Origin of the sequence: Streptomyces sp. AgN23 (genome assembly GCF_001598115.1) — a bacterium.
GTDB lineage: Bacteria > Actinomycetota > Actinomycetes > Streptomycetales > Streptomycetaceae > Streptomyces > Streptomyces antimycoticus.
The window spans coordinates 5,696,999-5,715,163 of the sequence record NZ_CP007153.1 but is presented as its reverse complement, the minus strand read 5'-3'; the positions used below and the strand labels follow the sequence as shown (position 1 = coordinate 5,715,163).

The 18,165-nt window shown below is 69.3% G+C and carries 14 protein-coding genes and 1 pseudogene; 5 read left to right on the top strand and 10 right to left on the bottom strand.

The genetic code is table 11. The features are described from left to right. The first annotated feature begins 249 nt into the window (after nucleotides 1-249). Nucleotides 250-1,587 carry a hypothetical protein gene (locus AS97_RS24620; protein WP_086709744.1) on the top strand — a complete coding sequence of 446 codons (1,338 nt, stop codon included), beginning with the start codon at nucleotides 250-252 and terminating at the stop codon, nucleotides 1,585-1,587. 4 nt (nucleotides 1,588-1,591) lie between these two features. Here the strand turns inward: AS97_RS24620 and cutA are convergent, their stop codons facing one another. Further along, a complete protein-coding gene (cutA, locus tag AS97_RS24615; protein ID WP_078642603.1) occupies nucleotides 1,592-1,924 on the bottom strand; it encodes a divalent-cation tolerance protein CutA in 333 nt (110 codons plus the stop codon). Between the two features lie 32 nt (nucleotides 1,925-1,956). Further along, a complete protein-coding gene (locus AS97_RS24610) occupies nucleotides 1,957-3,087 on the bottom strand; it encodes an aminotransferase class I/II-fold pyridoxal phosphate-dependent enzyme (protein ID WP_247204826.1) in 1,131 nt (376 codons plus the stop codon). A 226-nt stretch (nucleotides 3,088-3,313) separates the two neighbouring features. On the opposite strand from AS97_RS24610, the pseudogene AS97_RS24605 reads away from it, so the two are divergent. Then, a pseudogene (locus AS97_RS24605) lies at nucleotides 3,314-3,748 on the top strand (aminotransferase class I/II-fold pyridoxal phosphate-dependent enzyme); the annotation flags it as partial. A 171-nt stretch (nucleotides 3,749-3,919) separates the two neighbouring features. Further along, nucleotides 3,920-5,107, top strand: coding sequence for a hypothetical protein (locus AS97_RS24600; RefSeq protein WP_201724640.1), 1,188 nt, complete (start codon nucleotides 3,920-3,922; stop codon nucleotides 5,105-5,107). Nucleotides 5,108-5,148: 41 nt separating this feature from the next. On the opposite strand, the gene AS97_RS24595 is transcribed toward AS97_RS24600, so the two are convergent. Continuing rightward, nucleotides 5,149-5,691: a YbjN domain-containing protein gene (locus AS97_RS24595; RefSeq protein WP_059146503.1), complete on the bottom strand. Its 543-nt coding sequence runs from the start codon at nucleotides 5,689-5,691 to the stop codon at nucleotides 5,149-5,151. 155 nt (nucleotides 5,692-5,846) lie between these two features. Further along, nucleotides 5,847-8,438, bottom strand: coding sequence for an ATP-dependent chaperone ClpB (gene clpB, locus AS97_RS24590; protein ID WP_059146502.1), 2,592 nt, complete (start codon nucleotides 8,436-8,438; stop codon nucleotides 5,847-5,849). Nucleotides 8,439-8,574: 136 nt separating this feature from the next. Here clpB and AS97_RS24585 point away from each other — a divergent pair, with 136 nt between their 5' ends. After that, entirely contained in the window at nucleotides 8,575-8,979 is a 405-nt protein-coding gene (locus AS97_RS24585) for a TIGR03618 family F420-dependent PPOX class oxidoreductase (protein ID WP_059146501.1), read from the top strand. A 61-nt stretch (nucleotides 8,980-9,040) separates the two neighbouring features. Here the strand turns inward: AS97_RS24585 and proP are convergent, their stop codons facing one another. The 6 genes from proP to dnaK all read right to left on the bottom strand — a co-directional run bounded on the left by proP (nucleotide 9,041) and on the right by dnaK (nucleotide 15,507). Further along, nucleotides 9,041-10,576, bottom strand: coding sequence for a glycine betaine/L-proline transporter ProP (proP, locus tag AS97_RS24580; protein WP_201724641.1), 1,536 nt, complete (start codon nucleotides 10,574-10,576; stop codon nucleotides 9,041-9,043). A gap of 129 nt (nucleotides 10,577-10,705) precedes the next feature. Then, nucleotides 10,706-11,077 (bottom strand): cupin domain-containing protein, encoded by a 372-nt coding sequence (locus AS97_RS24575; RefSeq protein ID WP_059146500.1) that lies wholly within the window; start codon nucleotides 11,075-11,077, stop codon nucleotides 10,706-10,708. Between the two features lie 184 nt (nucleotides 11,078-11,261). Next, the gene (locus AS97_RS24570; protein WP_059146499.1) at nucleotides 11,262-11,741 is read right to left on the bottom strand and encodes a helix-turn-helix domain-containing protein; all 480 of its coding nucleotides are present in this window, start codon (nucleotides 11,739-11,741) and stop codon (nucleotides 11,262-11,264) included. 5 nt (nucleotides 11,742-11,746) lie between these two features. Continuing rightward, the gene (gene dnaJ, locus AS97_RS24565; RefSeq protein WP_059146498.1) at nucleotides 11,747-12,937 is read right to left on the bottom strand and encodes a molecular chaperone DnaJ; all 1,191 of its coding nucleotides are present in this window, start codon (nucleotides 12,935-12,937) and stop codon (nucleotides 11,747-11,749) included. A 45-nt stretch (nucleotides 12,938-12,982) separates the two neighbouring features. Then, nucleotides 12,983-13,642 carry a nucleotide exchange factor GrpE gene (gene grpE, locus AS97_RS24560; protein ID WP_059146497.1) on the bottom strand — a complete coding sequence of 220 codons (660 nt, stop codon included), beginning with the start codon at nucleotides 13,640-13,642 and terminating at the stop codon, nucleotides 12,983-12,985. Next, entirely contained in the window at nucleotides 13,639-15,507 is a 1,869-nt protein-coding gene (gene dnaK, locus AS97_RS24555) for a molecular chaperone DnaK (protein WP_059146496.1), read from the bottom strand. The genes grpE and dnaK overlap by 4 nt, the downstream gene beginning before the upstream one ends. A gap of 270 nt (nucleotides 15,508-15,777) precedes the next feature. On the opposite strand from dnaK, the gene AS97_RS24550 reads away from it, so the two are divergent. Further along, nucleotides 15,778-18,054: a (Fe-S)-binding protein gene (locus AS97_RS24550; protein ID WP_086709642.1), complete on the top strand. Its 2,277-nt coding sequence runs from the start codon at nucleotides 15,778-15,780 to the stop codon at nucleotides 18,052-18,054. Nucleotides 18,055-18,165: the final 111 nt, after the last annotated feature.

Here is an 18,165-nt window from a genome sequence, read left to right as displayed (position 1 = left end):
GCGCCGGGCAGCAGTAGTCGCAACAGCCACCGCACGAATCGGGGGATATGGTTTGGCACGTTGACGCTCCTACACAGCGTTGACCACGCCCCCGGGCCGTTCGCATCGGTCGCGGGGGTCTCTTGCGTCTGCCAACTGTGCTGCGGAGAAACGGCGGTGGCTTCCCGCCCGTGGCTATACCCATCATGGGTAGGCTGACGGTCAGGACTTTGCGACACACTGTCACCAGCAGGCGCAACGGGGCACACGATGACCGCTTACCAACCGCCGACAGCACTACCGCGAGAACTGCTCAACCACCCGAATATGCGCGCCGCGATCGTGGCTCACGACTTCGGCGCCGTTTTCTCCCTTGCCCGAGACTTAGCCAAGATCAGCTACTCGAAGATCGCCGCCGAGTGTGACATCAAGCCCGAAAGAGTCGGCACCCTGGCCCGTGGCCAAGGCCGCATCACATCCTTCGAGAAGATCGCGACGATCGCCGACGCCTTACGTATCCCCGGACATCTTCTCGGCCTAGCTCCCCGCGACTGGGAAGCGGCCACCGCACCCGGTCACGCCCCTACCGCCTCAGCACGCACCACACCCACGACCCGAGAGGGAAGCGAAACAGTGCTGCGCAGGGAATTCTTCCGAGCCTCAGCCGGGGCCGGCCTGGTCCTCGGTCTGCCCGAGCTGACCCAGATCAACGCGGGCCACCGAATCGATCGAGACGTGCCCGAGCAGTTGCGACAGCGCACCGCCCGGCTACGGCGACTCGATGACGTGCTCGGCGGAGGAGACACCTACCGCGTCTACCTCGGCGAGTACAAAGCGACGAAGACGATGCTCCGAGAGGGCAGCTATACCGAGGAGACCGGCCGCGCGCTGCTGTCGGTCCTCTCCGAGCAGGCCCAGCAAGCCGGGTGGGCCGCATTCGACGCGGGCAAGCACGCCGATGCCCGCAGCCTCTACGAGGACAGCCACAAGGCGGCCACCGAGGCGAAAGACGCCGCCCTGGCCGGGAATGCCCTCGCCTTCCTCGCCTACCAGAAGATCAACACGGACCGCTCTGCCGGGATAGAGACCGCTGTCCAGGCATGCCGCACCGCAGGCCCCGACGCCCCGCCCGGAGTGCGCGCACTGCTGCATGAACGACTGGCGTGGGCTTACGCCGTCGCCGGAAACCCCAGCGAGACCGAACGCGCGCTGAGCATCGCGGAAGCCGCCCTCAGCGAGAGCGACGGAAGCCCACAGCCCGACTGGTCAGCGTGGGTCGACCGCAACGAGCTCCAGATCATGACCGGCCGCTGCTGGACCGAACTGCGTCGACCACTCCGAGCCGTCCCCGTCCTGGAAGACGTACTCACCCGATACGACGACACACACGCTCGCGACAAGAGCCTCTACCTGTCGTGGCTCGCCGACTCCTATCTCACCGCCGGAGAGATCGAGCAGGCTACAACCATCACCGGCCGCGTACTCGAACTCTCCGCCGGAGTGGCGTCCGTCCGCCCGCGCCAGCGCCTCGCGCCGATCCTCCACCGGCTCAAGGCCCACCAAGAGCTTCCGTCCGTGGCCGAAGTCCTGGAGAAGGCCAGGACGTGAGAGGTCAGGCCCCAGGTTCCGGCTCAGTGGTCCGCTCCACCCACCGCAGGTAGGCGTCCGAACCCGCGACGATCGGCACGGCCGACACCTCGGGGTTCTTCCACGGGTGATGCTCCAAGAGGTGCGCTTCAAGGTCGGCGTAACGGTCGGCACGGGTCTTGAACAAGAGCTGCCACTCTTCCCCCGTGCCGAACTCGCCCTGATGCCAGAAGACGGAGACCACCGGCCCGACGATCTGCGCCCCGGCCGCGAGCCGAGCGGTCACCACCGACCCCGCAAGCTTCTCGGCTTCCTCGCGGTTCTCCGTCGCCGTCGCCACCTGAAGGAAATCAGTCATACCCGCGAGCGTAGCCCCGTGACTGAGCGCGGTCAGCGCGCTGTGATCAGTTGCTCAACAGCCGTGCGGATCGACTCCTCCTGCTTGCAGAAGGAGAACCTGACGAGCCACACCGGAGCATCGGCACTCTCGTAGAAGGCCGATGTCGGAATGGCCACCACGCCCGCGCGCTCCGGCAGTTCACGGCAGAACGTCACGCCGTCCGCGTAGCCCCACGGCCGTACGTCCGCCTGAAGGAAGTACCCGGCATCCGCGCGGTACGGGCGCAGTCCGGCCCGCGTCAGACCCTCGCTCAACAGGTTCCGGTTGTGCCGCAACGTCTCGCGCAGATCCGCAGCCCACTCCTCTACCGAGCCGAGGGCACGCGCCAGCGCCTCCTGATACGGCGTGCCCGACGCGTAGGTGAGGAACTGCTTCGCCGCAGCGACAGCGGCGACAAGGGGAGCCGGACCGGAAACCCAACCGATCTTCCAACCCGTGACGCTGAACGTCTTGCCCGCCGAGGAGATCGTCAGCGTCCGTTCCCTCATGCCGGGCAACGAGGCGATCGGGAGGTGAGCCACGCCGTTGTACACCAGGTGTTCGTACACCTCATCGGTCACCACGGTCAGCGAGTGTTCCTGGGCGATCTCGGCAATGGCAGCCAGCTCTTCAGCCGTGAACACCTTCCCGGTCGGGTTGTGGGGAGTGTTCAGCACCAGCACCCGAGTACGCGCCGTCACGGCAGCGCGCAGCGCGTCAACGTCGAGCGCGAAGCCGTCCCCATCGCTGACCAGCGGCACGGCCACCAGCCGGGCGCTGGCCAGCCGGGCATCCGCCGCGTACGCGTCGTAGCAGGGGTCGAAGGCCAGGACCTCATCGCCGGGGTCGCAGAGCGCCAGCAGAGCCGAGGCCAGCGCTTCCGTGGCGCCCGTGGTGATCAGTACCTCCCCCGCCGGGTTGTAGTCGAGGCCATATCGCCGAAGCTGATGCTCGGCGACGGCCTCACGCAGCGCAGGGAAGCCGACGGCAGGCGGGTACTGGTTGTTGCCCGAGAGCACCGCTTCCGCCACGTCCTTCAGCAGCGCGTCAGGGCTTGCCAGCTCCGGCACGCCCTGCCCGAGGTTCACAGCCCCCGTACGGCGCGCCAGCTCCGTCATCTCCGTGAAGATCGACGTACCCATGTCCCGCACCCGCACCGCAGGACCCCAGTCCGCCGTACCCACGATGCCGCGCGCGTCAGCCGTCCCGCTCGTCCCCATGCGCCTCTGCTTTCCGTGCGTCCGTCCAGGAGGTTCGGCCCTCACGATAGGCATAGACGGCCGAGCACCGGGCCTCTGATGGCCAATGCCAAGCCATCGCCCGAGGTCAGAGGGCATACGCAAGGTGTGTATCAAGAGGGGTTGACCCTGGGTGACCGGCACTCCCGAGCTGGTCACGGCGGTGCGCTCGGCCAAGCAGTACCTCACCTATGTCTCGGCAGGGCCCTTCCAGTACGCGGTCGCCGAGGCGCTGCGCCTGCCCGACGCCTATTTCCACGGCATCCGCGAGGATCTGCGCGCCAAGCGCGATCTGCTGGCCGACGGCCTGACGGACGCGGGCTTCCAGGTCTTCCGCCCCTCGGGCACGTACTTCATCACCACCGACATCCGGCCCCTCGGCGAGACCGACGGCTTCGCCTTCTGCCGCTCCCTCCCCGAGCGCTGCGGCGTGGTCGCCGTCCCGAACGCGGTCTTCTACGACCACCAGGACCAGGGCTCCCCGTTCGTCCGCTTCGCCTTCTGCAAGCGCGATGAGGTCCTTACGGACGCCGTCGCCCGCCTGAAGACGCTCGGCACCGGCTGACGCGGCACCTCCGGTCATCTGGGCAAGCCCGGTGAGCCTCCCCCGGATGGGCCTTCCGGGTCGCGGGCGTCCGCGGTCCGGCGGATGGTCGGTGTGTCCGCCGAGCCCCCCGGTCCGTCCCCTCCCGGGGGCTCGGCGCATGTCCGTCGGGTGCCCGCACCGGAGGTTTCCGTGTCCGCCGACATCACCGCGTCCGCCCGGACCCCGGAGCCGCCCGGACGACCGGCCACCCGGCGGGGGATGCGGGCGTCGCTGGGGCGGGCGTGGCCCGCGCTGGCGGTGTACGCGACGGTGCGGGCCGCCGGGATCGGATGCGTGGCGGTGGGGGCCTGGCGGACCGGGAAGCATCCGCGGACGCAGCTCGGGCACTACTGGGACAGCATCTGGTACGTGGGCGTCGCCCAGCACGGCTACGGCACCAGCCGGCCCTCCGTCACCCACCCCGGCCTGAGCTTCAGCGATCTCGCGTTCTTCCCGCTCTACCCGGCGCTGATCAGGGCCGTCACCAGTGTCGTCCCCCTGAGCGCGGTGACGGCGGGGCTGTTGATCACCTGGGTCACGGCCGGACTGGCGGCCTGGGGCATCCACGCGGTCGGGGAGCGGCTGTACGGGCGGCGGGCGGCCCTGATGCTGGTGGCGCTGTGGGGGCTGCTGCCGCATGCGGTCGTCGAGTCCATGGGATACACGGAGTCGCTGCTGACGGCGCTGGCGGCCTGGTCGCTGTATGCGCTGCTGACCCGGCTCTGGCTGTGGGCCGGGGCGCTGGCCCTGTGCGCGGGGGCCACGCGGCCCAACGGGATCGCGGTCGCGGCGGCGGTGTGCGCGTGCGCGGCCGCCGAGGTCTGGCGGCGCCGTGGGCGTGTGTCCTGGCGGGTGTGGGCGGGCGCGGCGCTCTCACCGCTCGGCTGGCTCGGCTACATCGGCTGGGTGGGGGTGCGGCGCGGCACCTGGCACGGCTATCTGGACGTCCAGGACCGCTGGGGCACCTCTTTCGATCTCGGTGCGAGCGGCTTCCGCTCCGCCCGCGGCCTGATCATGGGGGGCGGCTCACCGCCGCACTACATGTCCCTGATCGTCATCGGCGCCTCGCTGGTCTCGCTCGTCTGCCTCGCACTGCGCCCGCCGCCGCTGCCGCTGGTCGTCTACACCCTGGTCCTGGTGTTCATCGCGCTCACCGGCTCGAACTACTTCGCCTCCAAGCCGCGCTTTCTGCTGCCCGCCTTCCCGCTGCTGCTCCCGGCGGCGCTGGCGATGGCAAGAGCCCGGCCACGCACCGCCGTCCTGGTGGGCGGCGCGCTGGCCGGGCTCTCCTGTCTCTACGGGGCGTATCTGCTGACCATGGCCGACAGCCCGGCCTGACCGCGATACGGGCGGCCCAGGGCGTGCGATACGGCTCCCGCTCAGACCTGTCCGTCGCCGTCGTCCGGCTTGTCCTCGCCGTCGGACTCGATGTCGGCCTCCAGACCGAGCTGTTCGACCAGCCAGCGGTCGAACTCGATCGAAGCCCGTACCCAGCTGACCGTGCTGGATACGAAGTGCTCGAGGCTGACGCCGGTGCCGATCAGCATCTGCGCTTCGCCGATCAACCGGACCGTGCCGTCGTCATTGGTGTGGGTGTAGACCTTCGGCCACAACGTGCGGCGGTTCCAGTCGTCGATCGCCTCGAGCAGCCGCGGCTTCTCATCGATGCCATGCGGCCGGTCGTAGAACGTACGGACGGAGAAGACCTGCTGCTCCTCCTCCCCGCGGAACATGAAATAGGTGCGGAACTGCTCCCACGGCGCGGCGAGGTCCCCCTCCTCGTCGACGACGTACTTCAGCTCCATCTGCTCCAGCAGCTGCTTGACCAGATCCTGGTCGGGCAGCACGGGGCCGCTCGGACCCGTCGGTTCGGGCTCGGGCTGACCCCCGAAATTCGGAATCGAGGACGGGTCGATGCTCACCGTGGATTTCCCTTCGTATGGAATACCGCCATCCTCCCTCACACCCGCCCCCGCCGTGCAACCCCGGCCGTACATTGCCCGATCCGGCCGAACAAGGACCGGCGGGACCTATTGCCGGGAGCGTGCCGGGACCCATTGCCAGGACCTGCCCGGACCTATTGCGCGGGGCCCACCAGAAGCTCGTCGCCGACCCGGTCCACCCGGACCTTGTCGCCGTCGCGGATCTCCCCGGCGAGGATCTCCTTGGCCAGCTGGTCGCCGATCGCGGTCTGGATCAGCCGACGCAGCGGGCGCGCCCCGTAGGCCGGGTCGTTGCCCTCCTCGGCCAGCCATTCCAGCGCGGCCGGGGTGACGTCGAGGGTCAGCCTGCGGTCGGCGAGGCGGCGGGCCAGCCGGGCGATCTGGAGTTCGGCGATCCGGGCCAGCTCCGGCCCGCTGAGCGCGGAGAAGACCACGAGGTCGTCCAGGCGGTTGAGGAATTCCGGCTTGAAGGAGGCCCGTACGGTCTCCAGGACGCTCTGCTTCTTCTCCTCCTCGCCGAGCAGCGGATCCATCAGGTACTGGCTGCCCAGGTTGGAGGTGAGCACCAGAATGGTGTTGCGGAAGTCCACCGTCCGGCCCTGGCCGTCGGTGAGCCGCCCGTCGTCGAGGACCTGGAGCAGAACGTCGAAGACCTCGGGGTGGGCCTTCTCCACCTCGTCCAGCAGCACCACGCTGTACGGGCGGCGGCGCACCGCCTCGGTCAGCTGGCCGCCCTCCTCGTAGCCGACGTACCCGGGCGGGGCGCCGACCAGCCGGGCCACGCTGTGCTTCTCGCCGTACTCGCTCATGTCGATGCGGACCATGGCCCGCTCGTCGTCGAAGAGGAAGTCGGCGAGCGCCTTGGCCAGCTCGGTCTTGCCGACGCCGGTGGGGCCGAGGAAGAGGAACGAACCGGTGGGCCGGTCCGGGTCGGCGATGCCCGCGCGAGTCCTGCGCACGGCGTCCGATACCGCCCTTACGGCTTCCATCTGGCCGATCAGCCGCTTGCCCAGCTCCTCCTCCATGCGCAGCAGCTTCTTGGTCTCGCCCTCCAGCAGCCGGCCGGCGGGGATGCCGGTCCAGGAGGCGACCACATCGGCCACGTCGTCCGGGCCCACCTCCTCCTTGACCATGGTGGGACGGTCCTGCTGCACCTCGGCCTCGGCCTCCGACGCCTCGGCCAGCTCCCGCTCCACGGCCGGAATTTCCCCGTACAGCAGCTTGGAGGCGGTGTCGAAGTCGCCGTCGCGCTGGGCGCGCTCGGCCTGGCCGCGCAGCTCGTCCAGCCGCTCCTTGAGCTCACCGACGCGGTTGAGGCCCTGCTTCTCCTTCTCCCAGCGGGCGGTGAGCCCGCGCAGCTCCTCCTCCTTGTCGGCGAGGTCGCGGCGCAGCTTGTCCAGCCGCAGCTTGCTGGCCTCGTCGGTCTCCCGGGCCAGCGCCATCTCCTCCATCCGCATCCGGTCCACCGACCGCTGGAGCTCGTCGATCTCCACGGGGGAGGAGTCGATCTCCATCCGGAGCCGGGAGGCCGCCTCGTCGACCAGGTCGATGGCCTTGTCGGGCAGGAAGCGGGAGGTGATGTACCGGTCGGAGAGGGCCGCGGCGGCCACCAGCGCGCCGTCGGCGATCTGCACCTTGTGATGGGCCTCGTAGCGGCCCTTGAGCCCGCGCAGGATGGCGACGGTGTCCTCGACGGTCGGCTCGGCGACCAGCACCTGCTGGAAGCGGCGCTCGAGCGCGGCATCCTTCTCGATCCGCTCACGGTACTCGTCGAGGGTGGTGGCGCCGACCATGCGCAGCTCACCACGGGCCAGCATCGGCTTGAGCATATTGCCCGCGTCCATCGCGGAGTCGCCGCCGGCGCCCGCGCCGACCACGGTGTGCAGCTCGTCGATGAAGGTGATGATCTGGCCGTCGCTGGACTTGATCTCGGCCAGGACGGTCTTCAGCCGCTCCTCGAACTCACCGCGGTACTTCGCGCCCGCGACCATCGCGCCGAGGTCGAGGGCGACCAGGCGCTTGTCGCGCAGGCTCTCGGGGACGTCGCCCTTGACGATCCGCTGGGCGAGCCCCTCGACGACGGCCGTCTTACCGACGCCCGGATCGCCGATCAGCACCGGGTTGTTCTTGGTGCGCCGGGAGAGCACCTGCACCACCCGGCGGATCTCCTGGTCCCGGCCGATGACCGGGTCCAGCTTGCCCTCGCGCGCGGCGGCGGTGAAGTCCGTGCCGAACTTCTCCAGGGCCTTGTACGTGCCCTCCGGATCGGGCGTCGTCACCCGCTGTCCACCCCTGACCTTCTCGAACGCGGCGAGCAGCTTCTTGGCGCTCGCCCCCTGCTGGTCGAGCAGCTCCCCGGCCTGGCCGCCCTTGGCGGCGATGCCGATGAGCACATGCTCGGTGGAGACATAGTCGTCCCCCAGTTCCCTGGCCCGCTGGGTGGCGTCCGCGATGACGGCGAGCAGATCGCGGCTGGCCTGCGGCGGGGCCACGGTGGAGCCCTGGACGCTGGGCAGGGCGGCGAGCAGCCGCTCGGCGCCGCTGCGCACGAGGGCCGCGTCGGCCTCGACGGCTGCCAGCAGATCCATGACGTTCTCGTTGTCCTGGCCCTCCAGCAGGGCGAGCAGGAGATGCGCGGGCGTCATATCCGCGTGTCCGGAGGACACCGCCCGGTCATTGGCGGCGCTCAGCGCCGCCCGGCTCTTGTTGGTCAGCTCGGCATCCACGTCCCTGTGCTCCTCCTCGCTGCGATCTTCCCATCCTGCCCTACCCAACCTCCGCAAAGTTGAGTCTATTCCACTCAACCTCGCTCACGCCACTCCCCTGGCCTGAGGTTCTGGCCCTGTCTGTAGGTTCTGGGCCATGTCTGTCGATCCCCGCAACCCCGATCCCGGGTACCTCGATTTCTGGCGCGAACGCCATCTGTGCACCCTGACCACCCCGCGCCCGGACGGCACCCCGCATGTCGTACCGGTCGGCGTCACCTACGACCCCGAGGCCGGGCTCGCCCGCGTCATCGCGAACCGCCACAGCCGTAAGGTCGCCCATGTCCGGGCGGCGGGCGAGGGCGGTGCGCGGGTCGCGGTCTGCCAGATGGCGGGCAAGCGGTGGGCCACGCTGGAGGGGCTCGCGGTCGTCCGCGAGGACCCCGAGCTGATCGCGGAGGCGGTGCGCCGCTACGCCGAGCGCTACGAGCGCACCCCGCGCCCCAACCCCGACCGCGTCCTCATCGAAATCACCCTCACCCGCGCCATGGGCAAGGGCTGAGCCCTCGCCCTGGGCGGGAGCTGAGACCGCGCCATGCACACGGGCCGAGACCCGGACCGGGTCACTCCTCGTCCTCCTTCCGGTGGCCCGCCCCCGCCCAGGGGTGGCGCAGCCGGATCCAGACGTCGCGGGCATGCCGCCCGGCCTCCGTACGGCTCTCGGCCACCGTCGTACGCGCCTCCTCCTCGGTCTCCACCATGGGCCCCGAACCGCGCAGCGGCTTCCCCGCCGTCTCGTGCAGGAACAGCGTGGCGATCAGCCCGATCACACCCGCCGCCATCAGGTAGAAGGCGGGCACCAGCGTGTTGTGGGTGGTGGCCACCAGCCACGAGGCCAGCAGCGGCGTCGTCCCGCCGAACAGCGACACGGAGAGGTTGTACGAGATCGACAGCGCGCCGTAGCGCAGCCGGGTCGGGAACAGCGCGGGAAGCGTGGCGGCGCTCGTCCCCGCGAAGGTGACCAGCATCGCCCCCAGGAGCAGACAGCCGATCGCGGGCATCAGCACGCCGCCCGCCCGGATCAGCAGCACCGCCGGAATGGCCAGCGCCACCAGGCCCAGACTGCCGAACAGGAACAGCGGCCGCCGCCCCCAGCGGTCCGAACCGCGCCCCACCACCGTGATCGCCAGCACCACGAACAGCATGGTGCCCAGCACCAGCACCTGAGCCGTGGTGGCGTCCTGGCCGAGCGTGGAGGTCATGTACGTCGGCAGATACGACGTCACCATGTAGTTGGTGACGTTGTACAGCAGCACCAGGCCCATGCAGATCAGCATCGCCTCCCAGTGCCGGGTGAAGATCTCCTTCAGCCGCCCCTGTCCGGACTGGCGGGCCTCCTCGATCGGCACCGTGTCGCCGTGCGCCTCCGCCGCCTCCGCCGCCTCGGCCGCCCGCTCGGCCTCCTGCTGGAACGCCGGGGTCTCCTCCAGCCGCAGCCGCATATACAGACCGATCAGCCCCAGCGGCCCCGCCACCAGGAACGGCACCCGCCAGCCCCACTCCACCATCCCGGTCTCGCCGATCGCGGCGGTGAGCACGGTGACCAGACCGGAGCCCAGCGAATAGCCGATGAAGGTGCCGAAGTCGAGCCAGCTGCCGAGGAAACCGCGGCGCTGATCGGGCGCGAACTCGGCGATGTAGGTGGTCGCCCCCGCGTACTCACCGCCGGTCGAGAAGCCCTGCACCACCCGGCAGGCCAGGAGCAGCAGCGGGGCGGCGAAGCCGATCTCGGAGTAGCCGGGCAGCAGACCCACCCCGAAGGTGCCGGCCGCCATCATGATCATGGTGGTGGACAGCACCCGCCGCCGCCCGATCCGGTCGCCCAGCGGCCCGAACACCAGCCCGCCCAACGGCCGCACCAGGAACGCCACGGCGAAGGTGGCGAACGTGGAGACCACCTGGGTGGCGGGGTCGTCGGCGGGGAAGAAGACCCTGCCGAGAGTGACCGCGACATAGGCGTAGACACCGAAGTCGAACCACTCCATGGTGTTGCCGATCGCGGTCGCCGCGACCGCACGGCGCATCCCGGGCCTGTCGACGACGGTGACGTCCTCGATCGCCAGCGACTCCTTACGGCGCCGCAGCAGCGTCCGGATCAGCTGGTCGGTACGGGCACTCCCGTGCGGCCACCCCCCGCGGCGGGGTCCACGCGGTGGTATCCGACCGGTACTCATCTCGTCCCCTGCCGACGGCTGAACCGCTACAGGACGCCGCTCCCGCCCCCCGCGTCAGGCCCCGGCCTCACTCGACTTCGCATACGTCAACGCCATCTGCCCGGCGACGTCGTACACCACGACCTGCTCATCGCCGACGACCCACGCGTCATGGCCGGGCGCCACCACATACACATCCCCGGGACCCAGCTCGGCCTCCGCGCCATCGGGCGTGCGCAGCCGCATCCGGCCCCGGACCACGATCCCTCGGTGGTGGACCTCGCACAGATCGGTCCCCACGATCGGCCGCACCGACTCCCGCCAGCGCCATCCGGGCTCGAAGGTGCCCACGGCGAAATCCAGTCCGGTCAGATGCAGGGCTTCGATATGGCCTCCGGGAAAGTCACGCCGTTCATCCGGCTTCTCGATCGTCTTGACTTCCACCATGGCGATACCTCCTCCCATCTCTCCATGGTGCGCCCGGGATGCCCCATCGGCGCGCCCGGCCGAGAGCCCCCGTGGGCAAGCACCGGGCAGGCGCTGAGAGGGCACCGGGCACGCTCCGGGCACGCGAAAGGCCCGGTGGCCGTATGGACGGTCACCGGGCCTGCGATCAGCGGCGCGCCGGGCGCTACTCCGGGCGCTTGGGGCGCCAGACCACCAGGGCGCTGCTCTGCTGGACGTCCTGGTAGCGGACCAGGTCGCGGCGGTAGGAGGCGTGGACCTGGGCCTCGCGCTGCTGTATGGCGGTCGCGGCGCCCTCGACCGCGGCCTGGAGCTCGGCGACACGCGACTGGAGAGCCGCGACCTGGTTCTCCAGTTCGATGATGCGCTTGATCCCGGCGAGGTTGATGCCCTCGTCCTGGGACAGCTGCTGGACCTGGCGGAGCAGCTGGATGTCGCGCGCGGAGTACCGCCGACCACGGCCGGCGGTGCGGTCGGGGGAAACCAGGCCGAGGCGGTCGTACTGACGCAGGGTCTGCGGGTGCAGTCCGGAGAGCTGAGCCGCCACCGAGATGACGTACACCGGCGAATCCTCGGTCAGCTCATACGGGTTACGGGGCCGGCCGGCGCCCCTGCCTCCGATGCCTCCTCGGCCGTGCGACTCCATTGGGGTCACGCTCCCTTCGCGGCCTTGAACAGCTCCGCCCGTGGGTCCTCTCCCACGGTCGCCTCGCGATACGACTCCAGCGCGTCCCGCGCCGTGTCGCTCAGCTCCTGCGGCACCGTGACCTCGACGGTGACCAGCAGATCTCCGTGCGTGCCGTCCTTACGGACCGCACCCTTGCCACGGGCGCGCATCGTTCGTCCGTTGGGCGTGCCGGGCGGCAGCTTCAGGGTGACCGGCGGGCCACCCAGGGTCGGGACCTTGATCTCGCCGCCGAGCGCCGCCTCCGGAAGGGTGACGGGCACGGTGACGGTCAGGTTGTCGCCCTTACGGCCGAAGACCGGATGCGCGTCCACGTGCACGACCACATACAGATCGCCGGCCGGGCCGCCGGTCTCGCCGGGGGCGCCCTTGCCGCGCAGCCGGATCCGCTGGTTGTCGCTGACGCCCGCGGGGATCCGGACCTGCATGGTGCGGGCGGAACGGGCCCGTCCGCTGCCCTTGCAGGTCTCGCACGGGTTCTGAGCGATCAGGCCGCGGCCGCGGCACTCCACACACGGGTCGGTGAGCGAGAAGCCACCCCCGCCGCCCCGGCTGACCTGGCCGGTGCCGACACAGGTCGGGCAGACCCGCGGGGTGCCGTCCCGGTCGCCGGTGCCCGAGCACGCCTTGCACGGGGCCTGGCTGGACATCCGCAGCGGGACCGTGGCCCCCTCGACGGCCTCGGTGAAGCTCAGCGTCACCTCGGACTCGATGTCCTGGCCCCGGCGCGGCTGGGCGCGGGTGGCGCCGCCACGGCCGAACAGCCCGCCGAAGACATCCCCGAGCCCGCCGCCGAAGCCGCCGGCGCCACCGGCACCGGCACCGCCGCCGCCCTGGGCACCGCCGAAGAGGTCGCCCAGGTCGAAGTTGAAGCTTCCGGTGCCGCCCGGACCGCCGGGACCGGGGCGGAATCCGCCGTTCCCGAAGAGCGAGCGGGCCTCGTCGTACTCCTTGCGCCGCTTGGGGTCGCCGAGGATGTCATTGGCCTCGGAGATCTCCTTGAAGCGGTCCTCCGCCTTGGCGTCACCCTTGTTGGCGTCCGGGTGGTACTCGCGGGCGAGCTTCCGGTACGCCTTCTTGATCTCCGCCTCGGTCGCGTCCTTGGGGACGCCGAGGACTTTGTAGTAGTCCTTCTCCACGAAGTCCTTGGTGCTCATCCTCGACGTCCCTCCTCTCCTGCCGCTCCCGCGATCACCGTCACGTCAGCCCTCTTCCGGGCCACCGCTCTCCTCGTCCGGCGCCGCGGCCTCGCCTTCGCCGCCCTTCGCGGGGGTAGCGCCCGGCTGGGGCTCGGCGACCGCGACCCGCGCCGGGCGGATCGTGCGCTCGCCGATTCGATACCCCGGCTGCAGAATCTGCACGCACGTGGTCTCGGTGACATCCGGCGCGTACGAATGCATCAGGGCCTCGTGCACCAGCGGGTCGAAGGGCTCGCCCTCCTTGCCGAACTGCTGCAGACCCAGCTTCGCCGACACCGTCTCCACCGATTCGCCGACCGACTTGAAGCCGCCGACGAGCTCGCCGTGCTCACGGGCGCGGCCGATGTCGTCGAGCACGGGCAGCAGCTCGGACAGGAGGCTCGCCACGGCGATCTCCTTGACCGTCACCCGGTCCCGCTCGACCCTGCGCCGATAGTTCTGGTACTCCGCCTGGAGCCGCTGGAGGTCGGCCGTCCGCTCATTGAGGGCGGTACGCACCTGGTCCAGCTGTGCCTGAAGGGCTACCTGCTCGAGGTCCCCGGCCGGGGCTGCCGGGCCCGCCTTGTCGGCGGACCCGGCGCCCTTCGCCGCGTCGTCAGGGGTCTGCGCGGCCTCGGAGGGGACGTCGGGCTGCTCCTCGAAGCCCGGGGTCTCCTCCGTCACGCGGCACCACCCTGGCCCTTGTCGGCCTTCTCGTCGTCGACGATCTCGGCGTCCACCACATCGTCATCGGCCTTGGCCTGGGCGCCCTCGCCACCGGCCGCACCGGCGGCACCGGCCTCGCCCGCGCCGGCCTCGGTGTTGGCGTACATGGCCTGGCCCAGCTTCTGGCTGACCGCGGCGACCTTCTCGGTCGCGGTGCGGATCTCAGCGGTGTCCTCACCCTTGAGCTTCTCCTTCAGCTCGGTGAGGGCCTCCTCGACCTCGGTCTTGACCTCGCCCGGGACCTTCTCCTCGTTGTCCTTGAGGAACTTGTCCGTCTGGTAGACGAGCTGCTCGGCCTGGTTGCGGGTCTCGGCGGCCTCGCGGCGCTTGTGGTCCTCCTCCGCGTACTGCTCGGCCTCGCGCATCATGCGGTCGATGTCGTCCTTCGGCAGCGCGGAGCCGCCGGTGACGGTCATCTTCTGCTCCTTGCCGGTGCCGAGGTCCTTCGCGCCGACGTGCATGATGCCGTTGGCGTCGATGTCGAAGGTGACCTCGATCTGCGGCACGCCGCGCGGGGCCGGCGGAAGGCCGGTCAGCTCGAACATCCCGAGCTTCTTGTTGTACGCCGCGATCTCGCGCTCGCCCTGGTAGACCTGGATCTGCACGGACGGCTGGTTGTCCTCGGCCGTGGTGAAGATCTCCGAGCGCTTGGTCGGAATGGTCGTGTTGCGCTCGATCAGCTTGGTCATGATGCCGCCCTTGGTCTCGATGCCGAGGGACAGCGGGGTGACGTCGAGCAGCAGGACGTCCTTGACCTCGCCCTTGAGGACACCGGCCTGGAGGGAGGCGCCGATGGCGACGACCTCGTCCGGGTTGACGCCCTTGTTGGCGTCCTTGCCGCCGGTCAGCTCCTTGACCAGCTCGGCGACGGCGGGCATCCGGGTCGAGCCGCCGACCAGGACCACGTGGTCGATCTCGGACAGCGAGATGCCCGCGTCCTTGATGACGTTGTGGAACGGGGTCTTGCAGCGCTCCAGCAGGTCGGAGGTGAGCTGCTGGAACTGCGAGCGGGTGAGCTTCTCGTCCAGGTGCAGCGGGCCCTCGGCGGAGGCCGTGATGTAGGGCAGGTTGATGGTGGTCTCGGTCGAGCTGGAGAGCTCGATCTTCGCCTTCTCAGCGGCCTCGCGGAGGCGCTGCAGGGCCATCTTGTCCTTGGACAGATCGACACCGTGGCCGTTGTTGAACTGCTTGACCAGGTAGTCGACGACGCGCTGGTCCCAGTCGTCACCACCGAGGTGGTTGTCGCCGTTGGTGGCCTTGACCTCCACCACGCCGTCGCCGATCTCCAGCAGCGAGACGTCGAAGGTGCCGCCACCGAGGTCGAAGACCAGGATGGTCTGGTCGTCCTTCTCCAGCCCGTAGGCGAGCGCGGCAGCGGTAGGCTCGTTGACGATACGCAGGACGTTGAGGCCCGCGATCTCACCGGCTTCCTTGGTCGCCTGGCGCTCGGCGTCGTTGAAGTACGCCGGGACGGTGATGACCGCGTCCGCGACCTTCTCGCCGAGGTACGACTCCGCATCCCGCTTCAGCTTCTGCAGGATGAAGGCGCTCATCTGCTGCGGGTTGAAGTCCTTGCCGTCGAGGTTGATCTTCCAGTCGGTGCCCATGTGGCGCTTGACCGAGCGGACGGTGCGGTCCACGTTGGTCACCGCCTGGCGCTTGGCCACCTCGCCGACCAGCACCTCGCCGTTCTTCGCGAACGCCACAACGGACGGCGTGGTCCTGGCGCCCTCGGCGTTGGTGATGACGGTGGGCTCACCGCCCTCGAGAACACTGACGACGGAGTTCGTCGTACCCAGGTCGATGCCGACCGCACGTGCCATTTCGGGATCCTCCAGCTACAGCATTGAGTGGAACAGGCTCAAGGGTGCATCAGCCCGATCGCCGCTGTCAACAGACCTGAGTCGCCAGGACTCAAGTTTTATATGAGGCTTATGCCCAACCAAGCGTGGAAGAGGTGGAGGAGGGGCCAAGTGAGCGACACAGATCACCGGCTCGCCGACTACATGCGTCCCCGTCCGGGCGGGTAATCTCGGTCAAGCCACATTAAGTTACTGCTTAGTAATCCAGCTCGCAGGTTCGAGGAGCCCCATATGCAACTCGCCGCGATCATCGTGTCGCTGGTTCTCACCGCGGTCGGCGTTGCCCTGCTCGGCCGGGCCGTCGCGCAGTTCGTGCGCTTCTTCAAGCTCGGCGCGCCGGTCCCAGCGGGGGCCAGGATCGACAACCCATACCAGCGCAGCGTGACCCTGGCCCGGGAGTTCCTCGCGCACACCCGCATGAACAAGTGGGGCGTGATCGGCGTCGCCCACTGGTTTGTGGCGATCGGCTTCCTGACCCTGCCGCCGACCATCATCAACGCCTACGGCCAGCTCTTCCAGGCGGACTGGACGCTGCCGATCCTCGGCGGCTTCCTCCCCTACGAGCTGTACATCGAGTTCATCGGCACGATGACCACCCTGGGCATCCTGACGCTGATGGCGATCCGGCTGCTCAACCTGCCCAGCCGGGCCGGCCGCAAGTCGCGGTTCGCGGGCTCCACCGCCTGGCAGGCGTACTTCGTCGAGTACGTCATCCTCATCATCGGCGTCGCGATCATGGCCCTGCGCGGCACCGAGGGCGCACTGCACCACGTCGACAGTTACGAGCCCGCGTACTTCGCCTCGTATCCGCTGGTCCAGCTCTTCGACGGGCTCAGCGTGGACACGGTGCAGAACCTGACCTACCTGTTCGCGATGATCAAGCTCGGTACGACCATGATCTGGATGATCACGGTCAGCACCAACCTCGACATGAGCATCGCCTGGCACCGCTTCCTCGCCTTCCCGAACATCTGGTTCAAGCGCAACGCGGACGGCGAGGTGGCCCTCGGCGCGCTGCAGCCGATGGTGAGCGAGGGCAAGCCGATCGACTTCGAGGACCCCGACGAGGACGCCCAGTTCGGCGTCTCACAGATCGAGCACTTCTCCTGGAAGGGCATCCTCGACTTCTCCACCTGTACCGAATGCGGCCGCTGCCAGTCGCAGTGCCCCGCCTGGAACACCGGCAAGCCGCTGTCGCCCAAGCTGCTGATCATGGCGCTGCGCGACCACTCGCACGCCAAGGCGCCGTATCTGCTCGCCGGTGGCGGCAAGACCATGGAGGGCGAGGAGAAGGCCAGCGAGGCGCAGCTTGCCGACGTGCCCGCGTCGGCGCTGGCCGAGGCCGAGCGCCCGCTGATCGGCACCCTGGAAGAGAATGGCGTCATCGACCCGGACGTGCTGTGGTCCTGCACCACCTGCGGTGCGTGCGTCGAGCAGTGCCCGGTGGACATCGAGCACGTTGACCACATCGTGGACATGCGCCGCTACCAGGTGATGATCGAGTCCTCGTTCCCGTCGGAGGCGGGCGCGATGCTCAAGAACCTGGAGAAGAAGGGCAACCCCTGGGGGCTGGCCAAGAAGCAGCGCCTCGCGTGGACCAAGGAGCTCGCAGCAGACACAGGCTTCGAGGTGCCGGTCGTCGGCAAGGACATCGAGGACCTCACCGAGGTCGACTACCTGTACTGGGTCGGCTGCGCGGGCGCCTTGGAGGACCGGGCGAAGAAGACCACCAAGGCCTTCGCGGAGCTGCTGCACATCGCGGGCGTCAAGTTCGCGATCATGGGCGGCGACGAGGCGTGCACCGGTGACTCCGCCCGCCGCCTGGGCAACGAGTTCCTCTTCCAGCAACTCGGCCAGCAGAACGTCGAGATGCTGAACATGGCATTCGGGGAGGACGCCGAGGAAGGCGTCACCGTCGAGAAGGCCAAGAAGAAGATCGTCGCGACCTGCCCGCACTGCTTCAACACCATCGCGAACGAGTACCCGCAGCTGGGCGGCGAGTTCGAGGTCATCCACCACACCCAGCTGCTGCAGCACCTCATCGACGAGGGCAAGCTGATCCCGGTTACCCCGGTCGAGGGTCTGATCACCTACCACGACCCCTGCTACCTGGGCCGCCACAACAAGGTCTACACCCCGCCGCGCGAGATCATCGCCAAGGTGCCGGGGCTGCGGAACGAGGAGATGCACCGCCACAAGGAGCGCGGCTTCTGCTGTGGCGCGGGCGGCGCCCGGATGTGGATGGAGGAGCGGATCGGCAAGCGCGTCAACAACGAGCGCGTGGACGAGGCCCTGTCCCTCAACCCGGACATCGTCTCCACCGCCTGCCCGTTCTGCCTGGTGATGCTGACCGACTCGGTCAACGGCAAGAAGAACGACGGGAAGGCGAAGGAAGACCTGCAGGTCGTGGACGTGGCGCAGCTGCTCCTCGACTCGGTGAGGACCCCGGCCGCGCCGGAGGACGGCGGCAAGAACGCCGAGGAGCCGGAGCCGGCCCCGGCCAAGTAGCACCGCGACGAATGCGCTGAAGCCCGCCCACGGGGTCCGTGGGCGGGCTTCTCGGTGTTGCTGGGGGCGTATGGCGGCCGCGTTCCCCTTACGGCCCTCAGGGCCCTCAGG

Excerpts from the sequence above, each read along its gene's own strand:
- AS97_RS24620 (WP_086709744.1), top strand. The coding sequence starts at position 250 with ATGACCGCTTACCAACCGCCGACAGCACTACCGCGAGAACTGCTCAAC.
- cutA (WP_078642603.1), bottom strand. The coding sequence starts at position 1,924 with ATGACTGATTTCCTTCAGGTGGCGACGGCGACGGAGAACCGCGAGGAA.
- AS97_RS24610 (WP_247204826.1), bottom strand. The coding sequence starts at position 3,087 with ATGGGTACGTCGATCTTCACGGAGATGACGGAGCTGGCGCGCCGTACG.
- AS97_RS24585 (WP_059146501.1), top strand. The coding sequence starts at position 8,575 with ATGTCTGTCGATCCCCGCAACCCCGATCCCGGGTACCTCGATTTCTGG.
- AS97_RS24575 (WP_059146500.1), bottom strand. The coding sequence starts at position 11,077 with ATGGTGGAAGTCAAGACGATCGAGAAGCCGGATGAACGGCGTGACTTT.
- AS97_RS24570 (WP_059146499.1), bottom strand. The coding sequence starts at position 11,741 with ATGGAGTCGCACGGCCGAGGAGGCATCGGAGGCAGGGGCGCCGGCCGG.
- dnaJ (WP_059146498.1), bottom strand. The coding sequence starts at position 12,937 with ATGAGCACCAAGGACTTCGTGGAGAAGGACTACTACAAAGTCCTCGGC.
- dnaK (WP_059146496.1), bottom strand. The coding sequence starts at position 15,507 with ATGGCACGTGCGGTCGGCATCGACCTGGGTACGACGAACTCCGTCGTC.
- AS97_RS24550 (WP_086709642.1), top strand. The coding sequence starts at position 15,778 with ATGCAACTCGCCGCGATCATCGTGTCGCTGGTTCTCACCGCGGTCGGC.